The organism is Agrobacterium tumefaciens (assembly GCA_025560025.1).
Classification (GTDB): Bacteria; Pseudomonadota; Alphaproteobacteria; order Rhizobiales; family Rhizobiaceae; genus Agrobacterium.
This window is the reverse complement of the sequence record CP048485.1, coordinates 475,625-493,526: the sequence shown is the minus strand read 5'-3', so window position 1 is coordinate 493,526 and position 17,902 is coordinate 475,625. Positions and strand designations below refer to the sequence as shown.

Annotated in this window: 15 protein-coding genes and 2 tRNA genes; 10 read left to right on the top strand and 7 right to left on the bottom strand. The window is 59.9% G+C overall.

The annotated features are described in order from the left end of the window. Positions 1 to 175: 175 nt before the first annotated feature. Positions 176 to 616, bottom strand: a complete 441-nt coding sequence (locus FY152_02380; protein UXS30987.1) for an Rrf2 family transcriptional regulator — start codon at positions 614 to 616, stop codon at positions 176 to 178. A 204-nt stretch (positions 617 to 820) separates the two neighbouring features. Between FY152_02380 and FY152_02375 the strand changes: the two genes are divergently transcribed. The 3 genes from FY152_02375 to cysN are packed head-to-tail and all read left to right on the top strand — an operon-like array spanning position 821 to position 4,069. After that, entirely contained in the window at positions 821 to 1,603 is a 783-nt protein-coding gene (locus FY152_02375) for a phosphoadenylyl-sulfate reductase (GenBank protein ID UXS30986.1), read from the top strand. 28 nt (positions 1,604 to 1,631) lie between these two features. Further along, positions 1,632 to 2,585, top strand: coding sequence for a sulfate adenylyltransferase subunit CysD (gene cysD / locus FY152_02370; GenBank protein ID UXS30985.1), 954 nt, complete (start codon positions 1,632 to 1,634; stop codon positions 2,583 to 2,585). Further along, complete coding sequence (cysN, locus tag FY152_02365) at positions 2,585 to 4,069, top strand: sulfate adenylyltransferase subunit CysN (GenBank protein UXS30984.1); 1,485 nt, start codon at positions 2,585 to 2,587, stop codon at positions 4,067 to 4,069. The genes cysD and cysN overlap by 1 nt, the downstream gene beginning before the upstream one ends. A 343-nt stretch (positions 4,070 to 4,412) precedes the next feature. Here the strand turns inward: cysN and FY152_02360 are convergent, their stop codons facing one another. From FY152_02360 to FY152_02350, 3 genes are all read right to left on the bottom strand, one after another. After that, on the bottom strand, positions 4,413 to 5,087 hold the full coding sequence (locus FY152_02360; protein UXS30983.1) for a hypothetical protein: 675 nt from the start codon (positions 5,085 to 5,087) through the stop codon (positions 4,413 to 4,415). Next, positions 5,088 to 6,266, bottom strand: coding sequence for a hypothetical protein (locus FY152_02355; GenBank protein ID UXS30982.1), 1,179 nt, complete (start codon positions 6,264 to 6,266; stop codon positions 5,088 to 5,090). It abuts the gene before it with no gap. Between the two features lie 364 nt (positions 6,267 to 6,630). Then, positions 6,631 to 6,707: transfer RNA gene (locus tag FY152_02350), tRNA-Pro, on the bottom strand. A gap of 264 nt (positions 6,708 to 6,971) precedes the next feature. On the opposite strand from FY152_02350, the gene FY152_02345 reads away from it, so the two are divergent. From FY152_02345 to FY152_02330, 4 genes are all read left to right on the top strand, one after another. Beyond that, positions 6,972 to 7,394: a hypothetical protein gene (locus FY152_02345; GenBank protein ID UXS30981.1), complete on the top strand. Its 423-nt coding sequence runs from the start codon at positions 6,972 to 6,974 to the stop codon at positions 7,392 to 7,394. 387 nt (positions 7,395 to 7,781) lie between these two features. After that, the gene (gene mqo, locus FY152_02340) at positions 7,782 to 9,515 is read left to right on the top strand and encodes a malate dehydrogenase (quinone) (protein UXS30980.1); all 1,734 of its coding nucleotides are present in this window, start codon (positions 7,782 to 7,784) and stop codon (positions 9,513 to 9,515) included. A 184-nt stretch (positions 9,516 to 9,699) separates the two neighbouring features. Next, positions 9,700 to 9,981, top strand: a complete 282-nt coding sequence (locus FY152_02335) for a type II toxin-antitoxin system ParD family antitoxin (GenBank protein UXS30979.1) — start codon at positions 9,700 to 9,702, stop codon at positions 9,979 to 9,981. Beyond that, positions 9,971 to 10,282 carry a type II toxin-antitoxin system RelE/ParE family toxin gene (locus FY152_02330; GenBank protein UXS30978.1) on the top strand — a complete coding sequence of 104 codons (312 nt, stop codon included), beginning with the start codon at positions 9,971 to 9,973 and terminating at the stop codon, positions 10,280 to 10,282. Before FY152_02335 ends, FY152_02330 begins: the two co-directional genes overlap by 11 nt. A gap of 12 nt (positions 10,283 to 10,294) precedes the next feature. On the opposite strand, the gene FY152_02325 is transcribed toward FY152_02330, so the two are convergent. Then, positions 10,295 to 10,369, bottom strand: a tRNA-Gln gene (locus FY152_02325). A gap of 202 nt (positions 10,370 to 10,571) precedes the next feature. On the opposite strand from FY152_02325, the gene FY152_02320 reads away from it, so the two are divergent. Further along, on the top strand, positions 10,572 to 11,480 hold the full coding sequence (locus tag FY152_02320; protein UXS30977.1) for an MBL fold metallo-hydrolase: 909 nt from the start codon (positions 10,572 to 10,574) through the stop codon (positions 11,478 to 11,480). A 257-nt stretch (positions 11,481 to 11,737) separates the two neighbouring features. On the opposite strand, the gene FY152_02315 is transcribed toward FY152_02320, so the two are convergent. After that, positions 11,738 to 12,658, bottom strand: a complete 921-nt coding sequence (locus FY152_02315) for a DUF1499 domain-containing protein (GenBank protein ID UXS30976.1) — start codon at positions 12,656 to 12,658, stop codon at positions 11,738 to 11,740. Between the two features lie 522 nt (positions 12,659 to 13,180). On the opposite strand from FY152_02315, the gene FY152_02310 reads away from it, so the two are divergent. Both FY152_02310 and FY152_02305 read left to right on the top strand, forming a co-directional pair. After that, positions 13,181 to 14,545, top strand: a complete 1,365-nt coding sequence (locus FY152_02310) for a dicarboxylate/amino acid:cation symporter (GenBank protein ID UXS30975.1) — start codon at positions 13,181 to 13,183, stop codon at positions 14,543 to 14,545. A 153-nt stretch (positions 14,546 to 14,698) separates the two neighbouring features. After that, on the top strand, positions 14,699 to 14,971 hold the full coding sequence (locus FY152_02305) for a hypothetical protein (GenBank protein ID UXS30974.1): 273 nt from the start codon (positions 14,699 to 14,701) through the stop codon (positions 14,969 to 14,971). On the opposite strand, the gene FY152_02300 is transcribed toward FY152_02305, so the two are convergent. After that, entirely contained in the window at positions 14,949 to 17,675 is a 2,727-nt protein-coding gene (locus FY152_02300) for a pyruvate, phosphate dikinase (GenBank protein UXS30973.1), read from the bottom strand. The two genes, FY152_02305 and FY152_02300, sit on opposite strands and share 23 nt — an antisense overlap. Between the last annotated feature and the right edge of the window lie 227 nt (positions 17,676 to 17,902).

Below are 17,902 nucleotides of genomic sequence, written 5' to 3'. Positions count from 1 at the left end.
ATCCGTCATTCCGGCCCTGAGCCGGAATCCAGCCAGCCCAAGTCCTTGGGCTGAAGGAGTCGTTTCGCCGCGCAGACGCGCGTCGGCTGGATTCCGGCTCAAGGCCGGAATGACGGACAGGTTGAGGACCCTCGTTGCAAACTCTCGACAGCGAAACGTGAAAAAAGAACGAGTGTCAGGCCGTCAAAAGCTCGGGCACTTCAACACCCGCCACCGCATCGGCAATGGTAGTGTTGAAAAGGATATTGCGCGTCGCATCGGCCACGCGGGCAAAGACGTGGCGGATCTCGCACTGCTTCTCGCCGTCGCAATCCTCGCAGCGGCGATAGGCCGTCTGCGAGAGGCAGGGCAAGGGAGCGAGCGGCCCGTCGATGAGGCGCAGCACCTCGCCGAAGGTGATATCCGCAGCCGGGCGCGCCAGAAGATAACCGCCCTGCTTGCCGCGCCGGCTTTCGACCAGGCGTTCCTTCTTCATTTCGAGAAGGATCTGTTCCAGAAACTTTTTCGGAATGGCCTGTTCGCGGGCAATGTCGGAAATCTGCACAGGACAGGCGCCGTCGGCCTTGGCCAGCGAAAGGAGCGCCCTCAGCGCATATTTTGCCTTCTGCGAAATCATCGTAAAACCAGTAGACCACAAGCCCGGAAACCCGGCAATTCCGGCTTAGCGCAGAAGTTGTCACAATTCAAATCCAAGCTGCAAAGAAGGTGAACGGGCATCTTTTGCTCATACCACGCGCGCGAGAGGCATTTTTGCTCTTAAGCGCAGCGCACAAAGACTGTCATTTCTGTTCCAAAGGCCGGATTTCAACAATAATCGGCCATGGAAATCCCGGACGTGACAATGACGATCAATTCAGCAAATGCCTCTGCCGATACCGCTTCCCTCGATGCCACGCTTGCCGGGCTCGATCTGGCGGGTCGGCTTTCGTTTATCGCAGGCCTCGGCGGACGCGCGGTTTTCACCACCAGTCTCGGCATCGAGGATCAGGTCATCACGGCAGCCATCGGCACGCATCGCCTGCCTATCGATGTCGTGACGCTCGAAACCGGCCGGCTGTTCAAGGAAACCGTCGATCTCATCGATGAAACCGAAGAGCGTTTCGGCATCGAAATCCGCCGCTTCCGCCCCGAACAGGACGATATCGACGCTTACGCCGAAAAATACGGTCTGAATGGTTTTTACGAAAGCGTTGAAGCCCGTCACGCCTGCTGTCATGTCAGAAAGCTCATCCCGCTCGGCAAGGCTCTGGAAGGCGCTTCCTTCTGGATCACCGGGCTTCGTCGCGGCCAGTCGGGCAACCGCGCCACGACGCCTTTCGCCGAATTCGACGCGGAGCGTAATCTTATCAAGATCAATCCCCTCGCTGACTGGGATATCGACCTCATCCGGGCGCATGTCGCCCAGGAGAACATCCCCGTCAATCCGTTGCACCAGCGCGGTTACCCCTCCATCGGCTGTGAGCCGTGTACGCGCGCCATCAAGCCCGGCGAGCCTGAGCGCGCCGGACGATGGTGGTGGGAAAACGACGAGAAGCGCGAATGCGGTCTTCACGTCGCCGGTGCGGAGCAGACATCCGCCATTTCCGCCATCCCGCAACGATAATCATTCAGTACATCTCCCGGAGTTCACAATGTCCAACGCAGTCCACGAGACGGACAGCAAGAATACTGTCGCATCCAAGCCGCCGCTCGATCCCCATCTGAAGGCGCTTGAAAACGAAGCTATTCATATTTTCCGCGAAGTCGCCGCCGAATTCGACAACCCTGTCATGCTCTATTCCATCGGCAAGGATTCCTCCGTGCTGCTGCATTTGGCGCGCAAGGCGTTCTTCCCCGGCCGCATTCCCTTCCCGCTGCTGCACGTCAATACCGGCTGGAAGTTCAAGGAAATGATCGAATTCCGCGACAATATCGTCAAGGAATATGATCTCGACCTGATTTCCCATACCAATCCGCGCGGTGCTGCGGAAAACGTGACGCCCTTCACTCATGGTTCGGCGCTTTACACCGACATCATGAAGACCGAAGCCCTGCGCCAGGCGCTCGATGCCGGCCAGTTCGACGCGGCCTTCGGTGGTGCGCGCCGCGACGAGGAGGCGAGCCGCGCCAAGGAGCGCATCTATTCTTTCCGCACGCCTGACCACAAATGGGACCCGCGCAACCAGCGCCCGGAACTGTGGAATATCTATAACGGCATGGTCCGCAAGGGCGAAAGCGTGCGCGCCTTCCCGCTCTCCAACTGGACCGAGGTCGACATCTGGCGTTACATCGAGGCGGAAAACATTCCGCTGGTGCCGCTCTATTACGCCGCCGAGCGCCCTTACATCGAGCGCGACGGCATGATGATCCTTGCCGAAGACGAGCGTCTGGAACTGCTGCCCGGCGAAGAGATCAAGCATGGCTCGATCCGCTTCCGCACGCTCGGCTGCTTCCCGCTGACCGGCGCTATCCGCTCCGAGGCGGCGACGCTTCAGGAAGTCATCGCCGAACTCGAAATCGCCACCGTTTCCGAACGGCAGGGCCGCGCGATTGACCGCGACCAGTCCGGCTCCATGGAGAAGAAGAAGCGCGAGGGGTATTTCTGATGAGCACTGCCGCCGCCAACACCTCCTCCTCTTCCGCCACCATTCTGCCCTTTGCCGAACATTCGAAGGCGGCGCGCGATACGCGCCCGCTGCGTCTCATCACCTGCGGCAGCGTGGATGATGGCAAGTCGACCCTGATCGGCCGTCTTCTCTGGGATACCAAGGCCGTCAAGGAAGATCAGGCCGCCACCCTGCACCGTGACAGCGGCAAGCAGAACGATCTCGGCCTGCCCGATTTCGCGCTGCTGCTCGACGGTCTTCAGGCGGAGCGCGAGCAGGGTATCACCATCGATGTCGCCTATCGTTATTTCGCCACCGACCGGCGCGCCTTCATCGTGGCCGACACGCCCGGCCATGAGCAATATACCCGCAACATGGCGACCGGCGCTTCTACCGCCGATCTCGCCGTGCTGCTCGTCGATGCACGCACCGGCATTCTCGAACAGACCCGCCGCCACGCCACCATCGCGGCGCTGATGGGCATCCGGCAATTCGTGCTGGCCGTCAACAAGATCGACCTGACCAATTACGACAAGGCCGGTTTCGAGCTGATCGCCCATGAATTCCGCGATTTCGCCTCCAATCTCGGCATCAAGCAGATCACCGCCATTCCGATGTCGGCGCTGAAGGGTGAAAACGTCGTGCTGTCAGGCAAGGCCTCCATGCCCTGGTATGAAGGCCCGACGCTGGTGGAGACGCTGGAGCTTGCCACGGTGCGTTCCGCGCAATCCGGCGGCTTCCGTCTGCCGGTGCAGCGCGTCTCGCGTCCGGGTGAAAGCTTCCGTGGTTATCAGGGCACGGTTGCCGGCGGTTCGGTGAAGCCGGGCGACAGCGTCGTCATCCTGCCATCCGGCATGGTCGCGAACGTCAAGCAGATCGTCACTTTCGATCTGGTGCGCAATGCGGCTGTCGCGGGTGATGCGGTTACGCTCGTCCTTGATCGTCAGGTGGACGTGTCGCGCGGCGACATGATCGTCTCCATCGAGGCGCAGCCGCAGACAGGGCTTGCCTTCGACGCCCAGATCGTGGCCTTGCAGCCGGGCGGCATCGAGGCAGGCAAGCGCTACTGGCTGAAAAGCGGCAGCCGCCGCCAGCGCGTCAGCGTGCAGCCCATGAGCCAGCTGAACCTGAAAGAAGGTGAATGGCAGGCGCATGAAACGTCGCTCTCCATGAACGCCATCGGCAAGGTACGGCTCTCCTTCGACGAGACGGCGATCTTCGACGCCTATGAGCAGAACCGGGCGACCGGCTCCTTCATCCTGATCGACCCCGACACCAACAACACGGTTGCGGGCGGCATGATCACCGGCAAGCGCAGCGTTGGCGCGACGGAAGAAGCGGGTGACCGGGTCATCCTGTCCCTGCCCGCCCATCTCGCTGAGAAGCTTCTGGCGAGCGAACTGCTGGCCAAGCACCGCGACGAAATCGACATCCGCCGTACGGATAATGCAACGGCCTCACGGCTGATCGGCGATCTGGACTGAGAATGTCGGCATGAACAGAAAAAGGCGACCGCAATGCGGTCGCCTTTTTTGTTGCGGAACCTTTGGTCAGTTACCGCTTAAAACACGAACATATAAAGCAGAATGATCACGAAGATCGGAACGCCCATAGCCCACAGTGCAATACCCTTAAGCATGTTATCCTCCATGTGTTGTGAATGGATAACGGCCGAAGAGCCGTTGCGTTCCCTTTCACAAAGGGAGGATTTCAGGTCGGCGGCATGAAAGCCCAATGCTTGTGCGCAAACAAACATCGGGCTTCAATCATGATATAGGGCTAAATGCATCAGCTCTTCGACTTGAACTGAAGGACCCTCGCACGACCTTAAGAGAGCGGGGAGAACCACACTTCAAAAGTATTGGGAAGAATCTTCTTGGACTTTCCGTAAGTGTCGCTCATGTCGTTCAATTTGGCTGGCACGGCATTTTCTTTCAGAAACTCGACCAGTCCCGCACCCAGAGTGTCACATTCTTCCTTCCTGAAACACCTGACCTCGGTTTGGCGCATCGGCGTGTTCACAAACTCGATGCCGGGCACAAAAACGGCCTGCGGGCTTGGTGATACGGCCCGTGCCTCCAGCATCTCCTCTATCGCCCTGGCCTTTGCCCGATCCACCTCCCGGCTGATCTGAAAAAATACGCGGGCGGGAAGCGCGTTCGAAGCGGTTACCACCTGCTGGGCGACTTCAGGATTGTTTTGCACGATCTCATTGGCGCTGCTTGTGGCCGCCAGGACGAGAGTCTTGTTGCCGTCTTTACCGACGGAGGTCATTACCGAGTCGTAAAATTCCTTGGGGATACGTTTCTGCGCAAAATAATGCGATGCGAGGGTGACACCTGCAACTGCAGTGCGGTCCTCCCTGGCAAAGGCCAGATCGACCACGAGCTTGATATCATCGTTCTGCTGTTTGAAGGCGCCGAACTGATAGCTGACATAAGCGGCGATCGCCGCGAGCGCGATCTTGAAGAAAATATCCACGCCAGTGACAAAACCAGGCATCTATACGCCCTCCCCGAAAGCTTTCATTGCGCGTTTTGCCCAAGCAAGACGGCTATTGAGGTGGGGAGCGCCGGGCCGTTCGAACTTTTCCATGAAGCTTTTTGTCGCCTCTTCCAGACTGCCCGTCTTTTTGAGATGCGCCAGAGCGCTTTGCTCGCTGCCATTCAATTCATAGACAAGAAAACCGTAATTGGCCTCGTCGGATTCGGGGGCGTATCCCCGCTGCGCGATCCATTGCATAAAGGCGGTACGGCGAACGCCGGTCCACTGGCACCACCCCCAGCCGCCCTTTGGCGGCTTTACACCGATCTCCTGAAAATGCTTGAAGCCGGCACATTCATGCCCGATATTGCCCAGGATGCCGCCCGCCTGAAAATCGGTGATGCCGACATCCTTCATCAGATCCGTCATGATTCCAGGGGCTTTCTGGTTGAAAAGATCACCGGAGCCGGACCCCGTGGATTTGGTGGTTTCGGAACGGCTATCGGCTATTTCGCCAGCGCGCGCTTTATCTCTTGAAACAGGCCCGCCTTGCTGTTCCTCCAGCTTCGCGACCTGTTCGGCCATTATCGCCGCATTGACATTGTCCTTCTGCTTCGACCCCGAAGAAGAACCGAAGTGAAACCCGATGACGGTCGCGAAAGCGGTGGCCAGGGCACCGAGAGCGATATTGAAGACTTGATTCTTTTCGACATCCTGCGCCGGAGCGTAAAGCAGCAGATAGACAAGCGCTAAAAATCCAAGCGTGATGACGACCGACAGCAAGGGATTGATCCAGGCCGCCGGATTGCCGGACTTTGCAAGATCGGCATAGAAGCTTCGGGCGTTCTGGATGCTTTGCAATTCCTCGCGGAACCGTATCATCGCGTCTTCGCGCTCGCGGCCCGCCTCAGCGAATTGTTCTTTCAGCGCCTCAAACTCGATTTCGCGTTTTGCTTCCTCGGCGCGATTTTGCTCTTTTGTCTCGTTCAAGGCGGCGTCCACAAGCGCCTTCTGCAATTGCGCTCTCACCTGCGGATCAGCGTCAACCCTGGCTTGTGCCGCCCCGCCGTCATCGGTCTCGGTCTTCTCTTTAACCACAGCGGCTACTTTCTCCGAAAAGGCTCCGGCCTTGTCTCCCGCAATCAATCGAACCAGGTCCGGGACCAGTGCAATGGCAATGGCAACCAATGGATTCATCTCTAATCCTCAAAAATAGTATGATAAAAAATAATGCATATTAGAACGACGGCTTAAAAATCAAAAAAAAACGGCAAAAAAGCCGATACTCTCCCTCAAGTTGGAGATGTATACTCAAACCTTACAATATTAATTGCGATTTATATTCTGAATCTGGAAATATTCAATAGAAGAGAATAGCAAAAATTCTCTCAGGCCCCGCGCCGTGTCGCGTCAGCATCGCGTGATGTCGATAAACCAGAAATTGTGAAGATGTGGTGACAGTTTTGCCGCCGCGAATGGCGAAGAATGCAACGGCTCTTTGTTGCCGAAGCCGGGAACTGCTGAGATTGTGAAGAAGAAGCCGTCGGGACAGGGCTTAAGCTGGTCGGAGTGAGAGGATTCGAACCTCCGACCCCCACGTCCCGAACGTGGTGCGCTACCAGACTGCGCTACACTCCGTGACCAGCGGCGCTTCTATAGACCAGCCTCCGGCGTTCGACAAGCGGCATCTTGCATTTTTTATGACAAGTTTTCACGGTGCGGCGAAGGGCGGCGGCCAAGCGCCTGTTGCGCGGGACAGCATGCTGGAAAACGTTACAAAAAAGCAATTGTGGCAGGAAATTTTCGTCAGGCGGCACAGCTCCCCTGCCCGTCGCCGTCAAATCTGCTAGGGGAACGGAATGACCGGCGGGAAGCCGGACACGGCACAAAGGACATTTCACCATGCTATTTCCCAGCGTAACGCTTGCAGCGTTTGCCATTGCGCTCTCGGCCTGCACCACTTCCACGGGCGGCTCCACCCCTTCCTTCACCCAGAAGAGCCCCGTGGAAACGCGGTGGGTCGGTCAGTCGGCAGGTATTTTCTTCGCAAAATTCGGCCCGCCGCTGAGCGACACGGAGACAGGCAGCTCGACCGTCTATAATTGGCGCGGCGGCTACAAGAAGGCCACCATTCCGGCCAAGTTCGAAGAGGGCAAGGACGGCAAGAAGGGTCGCCAGATCTCGCCTGCCCGCACCGCCTCGCTCTCCTGCACGGTGCAGCTCGTCGTTTCCAGCGACTACAAGATCACCTCCGTGCGCACGGTCTCCGACCGTCCCGGCGTCAACGGTCCGAGCTACTGCGCGGAATTCCTCGCCGCAAACTGAGTTTTCAGCCCGAAGACAAAAAACAGGGCCCGCCCGAACCGGCGGGCCTTTCACTTTTTGGGGACTATTGTCATTTTTCTGAAAAAATTTTCGCCTATCGCGGCACCGCTCGGTCGCCGCCGTCTGACAAAGGGTGGATAACCCAGCTTTTCGCGACATCCGGCGCGCAGACCCTTTTCAACCGTTTGAAAGCCGCGCCTAATCTTCGCAACCCTAAAAAATGACGATCGGCAAAGCCGTGAAATTCGCCGTTGCGACCTTATGTCCCGGCAAAACCCCTGCAAAAACGCTTGAACTGGAGTGAATGAGTCCGGGTTGTGCGGGTCTGCGCTTTGCTATAACGGGGCGTTCGGGAGGAATGTTTTTAACACAAAACAAGAATCAGGTATGGCCGTGACTCCCATCGATCAAGACAAATCCCAGCTCACTGATCTTTCCCAGGAAACCACCCTTTCCCACGCACTTCCGATGAACCGCCGACAGGTTCTGGGCGGTGCGCTCGCCGGGATTGCCGCAGCGGCGCTGCCCTCTTCCCCGCTTCTCGCCAATACGGCTGCCAAGAAGGTCGACGTGCTTCTGATCGGCGGCGGCATCATGAGCGCGACGCTCGGTGTGTGGCTGCGTGAACTCGAACCCACCTGGTCGATGCAGATGCTGGAGCGGCTGGATGGCGTGGCGCTTGAAAGCTCGAACGGCTGGAACAATGCCGGCACCGGCCACTCGGCGCTTGCCGAACTCAACTACACGCCGGAAGACGACAACGGCAACATCAAGATCAGCCAGGCCGTCAACATCAACGAATCCTTCCAGATTTCCCGTCAGTTCTGGGCCTGGCAGGTGCGTAACGGCGTTTTGAAGAACCCGCGCTCCTTCATCAACCACACGCCGCATATGAGCTTCGTCTGGGGTGATGAAAACGTCGCCTATCTGGAAAAGCGCTATCAGGCGCTCAAAGCCAGCCCGCTTTTCGCCGGCATGGAATTCTCCACCGATCCCGAGCAGATCAAGAAGTGGGTGCCGCTGATGATGGAAGGCCGCGATCCTTCCCAGAAGATCGGCGCGACATGGTCGCCGCTCGGCACCGACATGGAATTCGGCGAAATCACCCGGCAGTTCGTATCGCATCTGCAGGGCGACCAGAATTTCGACCTGCAGGTCAATAGCGAGGTTTCCGACATCCAGCGCAATGCCGATGGCAGCTGGCGCGTGACCTATGCCAACACCAAGACCGATGCCGAGCAGGTGGTGGATGCGAAATTCGTGTTCATCGGCGCCGGCGGCGGCGCGCTGCATCTGTTGCAGATGTCCGGCATTCCGGAAGCCGACGATTATGCCGGCTTCCCGGTGGGCGGCTCGTTCCTCATCAACGAGAACCCCGATGTGACGATGCAGCATCTGGCCAAAGCCTATGGCAAGGCCTCGGTCGGCTCGCCGCCCATGTCGGTTCCCCATCTCGATACCCGCGTGCTGGGCGGCAAGCGTGTCATCCTGTTCGGACCTTTCGCCACCTTCTCCACCAAGTTCCTGAAGGAAGGCTCCTATTTCGATCTCGTCTCCTCCGTGACGACCAGCAATGCCTGGCCGATGGTGCGGGTGGGCATCGATGAATATCCGCTGGTGGAATATCTTGCCGGCCAGCTGATGATGTCGGATGACGACCGTTTTGCCGCGCTGAAGGAATATTTCCCGAATGCCAAGCAGGGCGAATGGCGCCTGTGGCAGGCCGGCCAGCGCGTGCAGATCATCAAGCGCGACGACGAAAAGGGCGGCGTTCTGCGGCTCGGCACCGAAGTCGTCGCCGCCAAGGACGGCAGCATCGCCGGCCTGCTCGGCGCTTCACCGGGCGCCTCCACGGCCGCGCCGATCATGCTCAGCGTTCTGGAAAAGGTCTTCAAGGACAAGGTGGCGACGCCTGAATGGCAGGCCAAGATCCGCCAGATCGTGCCGAGCTACGGTACGAAGCTCAATGACGACCCGGAAAAGGTGCAGCAGGAATGGGCCTACACCGCCGAACACCTGCAGCTGCCCACCCCGCCGCAGATCGACCTTGAGGCGCTGAAGGGTGCCGGTGCGACGCCTGCGGGCGCGCCGGTGAAGAAGGTGCCGGATATCGCGCTTTAAGGCTTGGCTGCGATTTAGGATTGGACGCCGCGTGTCTCTGGATGCGCGGCGTTTTTTGTTGGAGGTGACTTCTCCACCCGCACCGGCATCCTCCGGTGCATTGCCACCAGGGCGTCGGAAAAATATCTCGCGCCAAAAACCAATTGGTGGTAATAATTCCTACCAATATCCACGGAGAAATGACATGGCCAACGTTGAAAAGATCAGCGTCTCGATGACGCCCCAGCACGCCGAAATCTTGCGTGATGCTGTGGAAAGCGGCGCTTATGCCAGCAGCAGCGAAGTCATCCGCGAAGCGATGCGAGACTGGTCGGCAAAATGGGTTCAACGACGCGACGACATCGCCAAGCTGCGTGCATTGTGGGCTGAGGGCAAAGCCAGTGGCGGTTCAACCGAGGTGGATTTCGACGAGGCGCTCAATGAAGCACGTGCAGAACTGGCCTCGTTGAAAAATCGTGACCACTAAGCTTGTCTGGACGCCCCGCGCGCGCAGCGATGTGAAGAAAATCTACATCGATATTGGCAAATCACAGCCTCTTGCCGCAGAGCGATATTTCGCTCGGTTCCGCGCCAAAGCGGAGCGCTTGGTCGACCATCCTCGCCTCGGCGAGCGCCACCCGGAAATTTTTCCGTCCGCCCGTATGCTCGTCGAAGCACCTTATATCATTCTCTACGAAACCGTGCCGGATACCGATGGCGGCGAAATATATTCCGTGGAAATCGTTCGCGTGATCGATGGTCGGCGCGACCTGCGAGCGTTGTTCTGACTTCGAAATAGATGGCTGGGGCGCCAGGATTCGAACCTGGGAATGCCGGTACCAAAAACCGGTGCCTTACCGCTTGGCGACGCCCCAACAGGGCAGCGAGGGTGAAACGCCGCTGCCTGAACCGGGCCTGATTAGCAAAGCCTGCCCGGCCCGGCAATGACCCGGCGACTTATTTTTTCACAAAATCCAAGCTTTTTGGATGCCGTGCCTGACATGGCATGTTAGGGCTTGGCGATGGCGCGGCTGAGGCCGTGGCTCTGGGTGGCATGGCATTTTTCAGGAGGTCTCGATGGCGGACCCGGCATTCGATCTCGATTTCCAGCCGGCCTATGGCGAGGCGGTTCCCGTCGCCCCGCTCATTCAGCGCATCACCGTCAACAATCCCTCCGCCTTCACCTTCCATGGCACCAACTCCTATATTGTCGGTGACCGTTCCGTCGCCGTCATCGATCCCGGCCCGGAGGATGAGGCGCATTTTCAGGCGCTGATGGCGGCGCTTGATGGCCGCGAGGTCACCCATATCTTCGTCAGCCACACCCATCGCGATCACTCGCCGCTTGCCCGGCGGCTGAAGGAGGCGACCGGGGCGCTGACGGTGGCGGAAGGCCCGCACCGGGCCGCCCGGCCACTGCATGTGGGGGAGACCAATCCCTTTGCCGAAAGCTCCGATACCGCTTTTGCGCCCGATATCGCGCTTGGCGACGGGCAGAGCCTTTCAGGCGACGGCTGGCAGCTTACCGCGCTGCATACGCCGGGACACACCGCCAACCACGCCGCCTTCGCGCTTGATGGCAGCGGCGTCGTCTTTTCCGCCGATCATGTGATGGCCTGGGCCACCACCATCGTCGCGCCGCCGGATGGGGCGATGAGCGATTACATGGCCTCACTGGAACGGCTGCTCACCCGTGACGACCGGCTGTTCCTGCCCGGCCATGGCGGCCCGGTCACCGATCCCGCCGCCTTCATGCGGGGCTTGCGCGCCCATCGGCGCATGCGGGAAAAGGCGGTTTTGAAGCGCATCAAAGATGGCGACCGGCGGATCGCCGATATGGTGAAGGTCATCTATGCCAGCACCGACAAGCGCCTGCATGGGGCGGCGGCCCTTTCCGTTCTGGCGCATATCGAAGACCTGATCGAAAAGGGTGAGGTGCGGACGGATGGTGCGCCATCGCTGCTGGGGGAATATTTCCCGGCATAGCGGATATTTCTGGCACGTGACATTTCAGGGCGCGTTGTGACCTCGCCTCTCACTCTATTCCTTTATTGGATCGAGCGGATACCACTTGTTTCTTCTCCCCGAGGGGGAGAAGTCCGCGGCAGCGGGATGAGGGGGCAAGGCTCCCGAAATTCGGAGAGGGTGCCCCCTCCTCCGGCCCTTCGGGCCACCTTCTCCCCCTCAGAAGAAACAGGCGGCACACTCTCGTTTCTCATCGAGAGCGTAGCGTCAGCGACACATCAATTGTCGTTCAACCCCTGCATTTCCGCATCCAGAGCATCGAGATAGGCTTCGGCAATCGCAGCCCCCATTCCGAGATCATGCGGGCCATAGCGGGAGGCGACGCGGACGTCGACGATGGTGGTTTCCGCCTCTTCCTTGAGGCGGATGAGAATATCGAAACGCAGGCCCCAGATACGCGTGCGGGTTTCGCCCTGCATCAGCACCACACCGCTGCCATTAAAGAAGGTGGGCTGTGGCGCTTCTGCCGGGCGGGCCATGGGCACCGGCACGATGGATGGCAAATCCTCCACCGGACCTTCTTCGGCGGGCGGCGTCTTGTCCTGTTCGGGAACGCCGGCCGAAGGGGCTTCGACCGCGCCGATAACGCCCCTGGTATGGGCGATACGAATATTCTGGGCTGCCGCCATTTTTTTGGCGGCGGCATAGATGCGGTCTATCGCACCTTCATAACGGCGTCCGGCGAGGCTGGCATAGGCCTCGGCCTGCGCGTCGCGGTCTTGCCTGGCAATGGTTGCGGGCCGTATCAGCCATTGCTGATTGGCCGCGGGCGTCACCAACCATTCCGGCACATCGGAGAGATCGGTGGAGATGTCGTAAATCTTCGGCTGCTGCCAGTAAAGAAATGCGCCATAACCGACGACGCCGAGCGGCGGGGCCGCGAGAAGCAGCGCCGCCAGCGCCGAAAGGCCACCGCGCGCGCCTTTTGTCCATAGTCGTTCAAGGCCGATCAGCGCCAGAAGCACGGCCACGAGCGCGATGCCAGCGGCGATCATAAGCAGCCCGACAAGATCCGGCGTCGTCAACGGCCCGAAACGGTGAATGCCGCCAGCGATGAGAAAAAGCACAAGCGCCGCAAGACCAAGATAGCGGGAAAGATAGGCTGCAACTGAAAAAGGGCGGACGAAACGCACAGTCATGGAAGCGGATATCCGTAAGATCGCATTGGCGTAAAAACGCTGCACCCGAAATCTGGCAAGGGAATCACCTGCATATGATGTCATAGACCGGATTTGCGGCGAGGAAAACAAAGGAGGAGGCGATCCCTGCGCTAAAGCATGCAAACCCATCCGTCATGCCGGTCCCCGGAACAAGCCCGAGGATGATCCGGCATCCAACCACGGCGCGCCTGCGCCGTGAGGAGTGAAGCTTTGCGATCAAGGACCTGATCGCGCTGGACCGCTGATCAGGTTGGGGTGACGGACCATGACGCACGACACCGCCGAACCATAGGCACCAGGCCTCCGACGTCAAAGGCGACGATGATCGGAATATTTTTCCGCTTTCCCCCAATTTAAGAGAATAATGCATCGGTAGCGTAACAAATACGCAAGCTCATCCCTTAATTGCTGAGGAAATCGGCGTATTCTGCGTCACTTCCTTCGAGAATGCGTGTAAAACGTGCATCATTCTCGCTTTCTTGCATAAAAAAGAGACACGCCATGTCACAGGCAACGACGCCCGCCCGGTCTTCCGGGCCTAAACCCTTTTATCGCAATTTCGGCTTTCAGGTTCTGATCGCCATGGTCATCGGCCTGCTGCTCGGCCTCGTTGCGCGCAACATCGGTCCGGATGCCGCCGGCAGCCCCAACTGGCTTTCGGTGACGCTGCAGACCATCGGCAGCATTTTCGTGCAGCTTTTGCGCGCGCTGGTTCCGCCGCTGATCTTCACGGCCATCGTTGCCTCCATCGCCAATCTCAAGAACCTCTCCAATGCGGCGAAGCTCGTCTGGCAGACACTTCTCTGGTTCGCCATCACCGCACTGATCGCCGTCGTCATCGGCATCGTGCTCGGCCTCGTCATTCAGCCGGGTGTCAACACGGCGATTGCCAATACGGCAGCGGCGGCACCTTCTTCCACCGGTTCCTGGCTGGATTTCCTGAAGGGCCTTGTGCCGGCCAATGTCTTCGGCCTCGAAGCGTCTACCAAGCTCAATAATGGCGCGGCCAGCACCTCGTTGAACTTCAACGTGCTGCAGCTGCTCGTCGTCTCGATCGCTTTCGGCGTCGCGGCACTGAAAGCGGGCAAGGCGGCAGAGCCGTTCCTCGCCTTCAACCAGTCGCTGCTCGCCATCGTGCGGAAAATCCTGTGGTGGGTCATTCGCCTCACCCCCATCGGCACCATCGGCCTGCTCGGCCGCGCGGTTGACCAATATGGCTGGACGACGCTGTCGCAGCTCGGCTGGTATGCGGCAGCCGTTTATATCGGTCTGGCGCTGGTGCTTTTCGTGGTCTATCCGGCGCTGCTTCTCGCCCATGGCCTGAAGCCGTCGCGCTTCTTTGCGGGCGCATGGCCAGCCATCCAGCTCGCCTTCGTGTCGCGTTCCTCCATCGGCACGCTGCCCGTCACCGAAACCGTGACGGAAAAGAGCCTTGGCGTGCCGCGTGAATATGCCGCCTTCTCCGTGCCGCTCGGCGCCACCACCAAGATGGACGGCTGCGCCGCCATCTATCCGGCGATTTCGGCGATCTTCATCGCGCAGTTCTTCCAGGTGCCGCTCGGCATCCAGGAATATGTGCTGATCGTTTTCGTCTCCGTGCTCGGCTCCGCCGCAACGGCCGGCCTCACGGGCGCGGTGGTGATGCTGACACTGACGCTCTCCACGCTCGGCCTGCCGCTTGAAGGTGTGGGCCTGCTGCTCGCCATCGACCCGATCCTCGACATGGGCCGCACGGCGGTCAACGTCGCCGGCCAGGCGCTGGTACCCACCATCGTCGCCAAGCGCGAGGGCATTCTCGATGAGGCCGTCTATAACAACGCCAAGGACATCGACGCGCTCGACGACCGGGAGGTTGCGGCGGCCTGACGTCCGTTCATATGAAGGGCGGTCGCAGTTCTGCGGCCGCCAGCTTTCCAATGCAACTTTCCGCCCCAACGCGGCTTTTCCCCACATGAAAACAGGCGTATCAATCGCGGCAATAAAGTGCCGTACGGCTGTCATGTTCAAGGGAGAAACAAAATGCGCGTTTCCATCGTCTTCGGTGCGCTTGCCGCCATGCTGGCGCTCACCGCCTGCCAGACGCTGACGCCGGAAGAGCGCCGGGCGCGGGATGAGGCGACATGCCGGGGTTATGGTTTCCGCCCCGGCACGGACCCGATGGCCGGTTGCCTTCTCGATCTGGAAATGGACCGCCGCGCCGACAACCGCGCCTGGCAGGCGCAGATGAACCGCGACATGTTCTATCGGCCGGTGGTGGTCGAACGTCAGATCATCGTCCGACAGAACCCCTGACGGGAATGAAGGCGACATTGCTCGCCACCTTGCCCTCATCCCTCTTCGCCGCCAGCGTTGCCTGAGCCGCGGCCAGGCGGGCGATGGGCACGCGGAAGGGCGAGCAGGACACGTAGTCGAGATCGGCATCCTCGCAGAAATGGATCGAGGCCGGATCGCCGCCATGTTCGCCGCAGATGCCGAGCTTCAGCTCCGGCCGCGTCTGGCGGCCGCGTTCGGCGGCGATGCGGATCAATTCCCCCACGCCGTCGAAATCGAGCGAGATGAACGGGTCGCGCTCGATGATGCCCTTGCGCTGATAGGTATTGATGAAACGCGCCGCATCGTCGCGGGAAATGCCGAAGGTGGTCTGCGTCAAATCGTTGGTGCCGAAGGAGAAAAATTCCGCCGCTTCCGCGATCACATGGGCGCGCAGGGCGGCGCGCGGCAGTTCGATCATGGTGCCGGTCAGATATTCGATCTCCATGCCGGTTTCCTGCGCCACCGCTGCGGCGACGCCGTCGATGACCGCGGTAACGTAATCCAGTTCCGCGCGCAGTCCGACCAGCGGCACCATGATTTCGGGCACGACCGGCGCACCGGTGATACGTGCTGCGGCCACCGCCGCTTCGAAAATGGCGCGCGCCTGCATTTCGGCAATTTCCGGATAGGAAATGGCGAGACGGCAGCCGCGATGGCCGAGCATGGGGTTGAATTCGTGCAGCGCATCCAGCCGCTGGCGGAACACCGTCTGCGGCATGCCCATGGCGGCCGCCACCTCGACAATCTCGCCATCGGTCTTCGGCAGGAATTCGTGCAGCGGCGGATCGAGCAGGCGGATCGTTACCGGCAGGCCATGCATGATCTGGAAAAGTTCGGTGAAATCCGAGCGCTGCATGGGCAGAAGCTCATCTAGCGCTGCCCGCCTGCCCTTTTCGCTTTCGGCGAGGATCATCTCACGCATCACATGGATGCGGTCGCCCTCGAAGAACATATGCTCGGTGCGGCAGAGACCGATGCCCTCGGCGCCAAAGGCACGGGCGGCACGCGCATCGGCCGGTGTATCGGCGTTTGTGCGCACCGTCATGCGGCGCAGCCCGTCGGCCCATTCCATCAGCTTGCCGAAATCGCCCGAGAGTTCCGGCTGCGTCATCGGCACTTCGCCCTTCAGCACCCGGCCGGAGGAACCGTCGATGGTGATGACGTCGCCGCGTTTGAGCATACAGCCGACGCCGATCAGAACCTTGTTGCGCATGTCGACCCGCATGGAGCCGGCGCCAGTGACGCAGGGAATGCCCATGCCGCGTGCCACCACGGCGGCGTGGCTGGTCATGCCGCCGCGCGTCGTCAGAATGCCTTCGGCGGCATGCATGCCGTGAATATCTTCCGGGCTGGTTTCGATGCGCACCAGAATGACGCGTCGCCCTTCCGCTTCGGCGGCGACCGCCTCTTCCGAGGTGAAGACGATTTCGCCGGTTGCCGCCCCCGGAGAGGCCGGCAGGCCGGAGCCGATGATGGGGCGGGAAATGCCGGGATCGATGGTCGGGTGCAGCAGCTGGTCCAGCGAGGACGGCTCGATACGGCAGACGGCTTCCTCCCTGGAAATCAGCCTTTCCTCGACCATATCGACGGCGATCTTCATGGCGGCGCGGGTGGTGCGCTTGCCGGAGCGGGTCTGGAGCATCCAGAGCTTGCCGCGCTCGATGGTGAATTCCAGATCCTGCATGTCGCGATAGTGGTTTTCCAACCGCCTGCAGATCGCCAGGAATTCACTGAACGCCTCCGGCATCAGCTTTTCCATGGAAGGCTTGTCGGAGCCGGAGACAAGACGCGCGGCCTCGGTGATGGATTGCGGCGTGCGGATGCCCGCAACCACATCTTCGCCTTGAGCATTGACGAGGAATTCGCCGTAAAGCTCCGCCTCACCTGTCGAGGGGTTGCGGGTAAAGGCGACGCCGGTTGCCGAGGACGAGCCGAGATTGCCGAAGACCATGGCCTGAACGTTGACGGCCGTGCCCCAATCCCCCGGAATATTGTGCAGGTGCCGGTAAGTCACGGCGCGATGATTGGTCCAGCTGGCGAAGACCGCGCCGATGGCACCCCAGAGCTGCACGTGACAGTCCTGCGGGAAGGCTTCGTCCAGCTCATCCTCGATCAGCTTTTTATAAAGCGAAACGACATGCTGCCATTCGACCGCCGACATATCGGTATCGTATTCGTGGCCGAGGCGGCCTTTCTCGTCCTCGAGAATTTCCTCGAACAATTCGTGGTCGAGGCCCATGACGACATCGGCATACATCTGGATGAAGCGGCGGTAGCTGTCCCAGGCAAAACGCGCGTCGCCCGCATCATGGCCCAGCGCTTCCACGGTGCGGTCATTGAGGCCGAGGTTCAAAACCGTGTCCATCATGCCGGGCATGGAGGCGCGTGCGCCTGATCGGACCGACAGAAGCAGCGGCGAGTGGCTGCCGCCGAAGGTCTTGCCGGTCACGGTTTCCATGCCGTGCAGGCCAGCCATGACCTGCAGCTTCAGCTCTTCGGGAAGATCGCGGCCATTCTTGTGATAAAGGGCGCAGGCATCGGTTATGATGGTGAGGCCGGGGGGAACGGGAAGGCCGAGACTTGCCATTTCGGCAAGGTTCGCGCCCTTGCCGCCCAATATCGCAATGTCACCTGCCCTGCCTTCGGCAGCACCGTTGCCGAAGGTATAAACCCACTTTTTCATTCCACGCTCTCCACCCAGAAGCGTTGTCATTTTTCTATCATCTACAGCATTGGCAGCATGTTGGAAACGCCGCAACGTGCAGTTTACATCGCAGTGCAGCATAATTGCGGCGAATTGCGCGCCAGAATTGCCGCAAAAGCAAAATAACAGCGTTGCTGACGCATTCGTGTAGTGCGGAGAAACGGAGTGTTCCCTAAGCCATCCATATCGCCCAAAAAGAGATTATT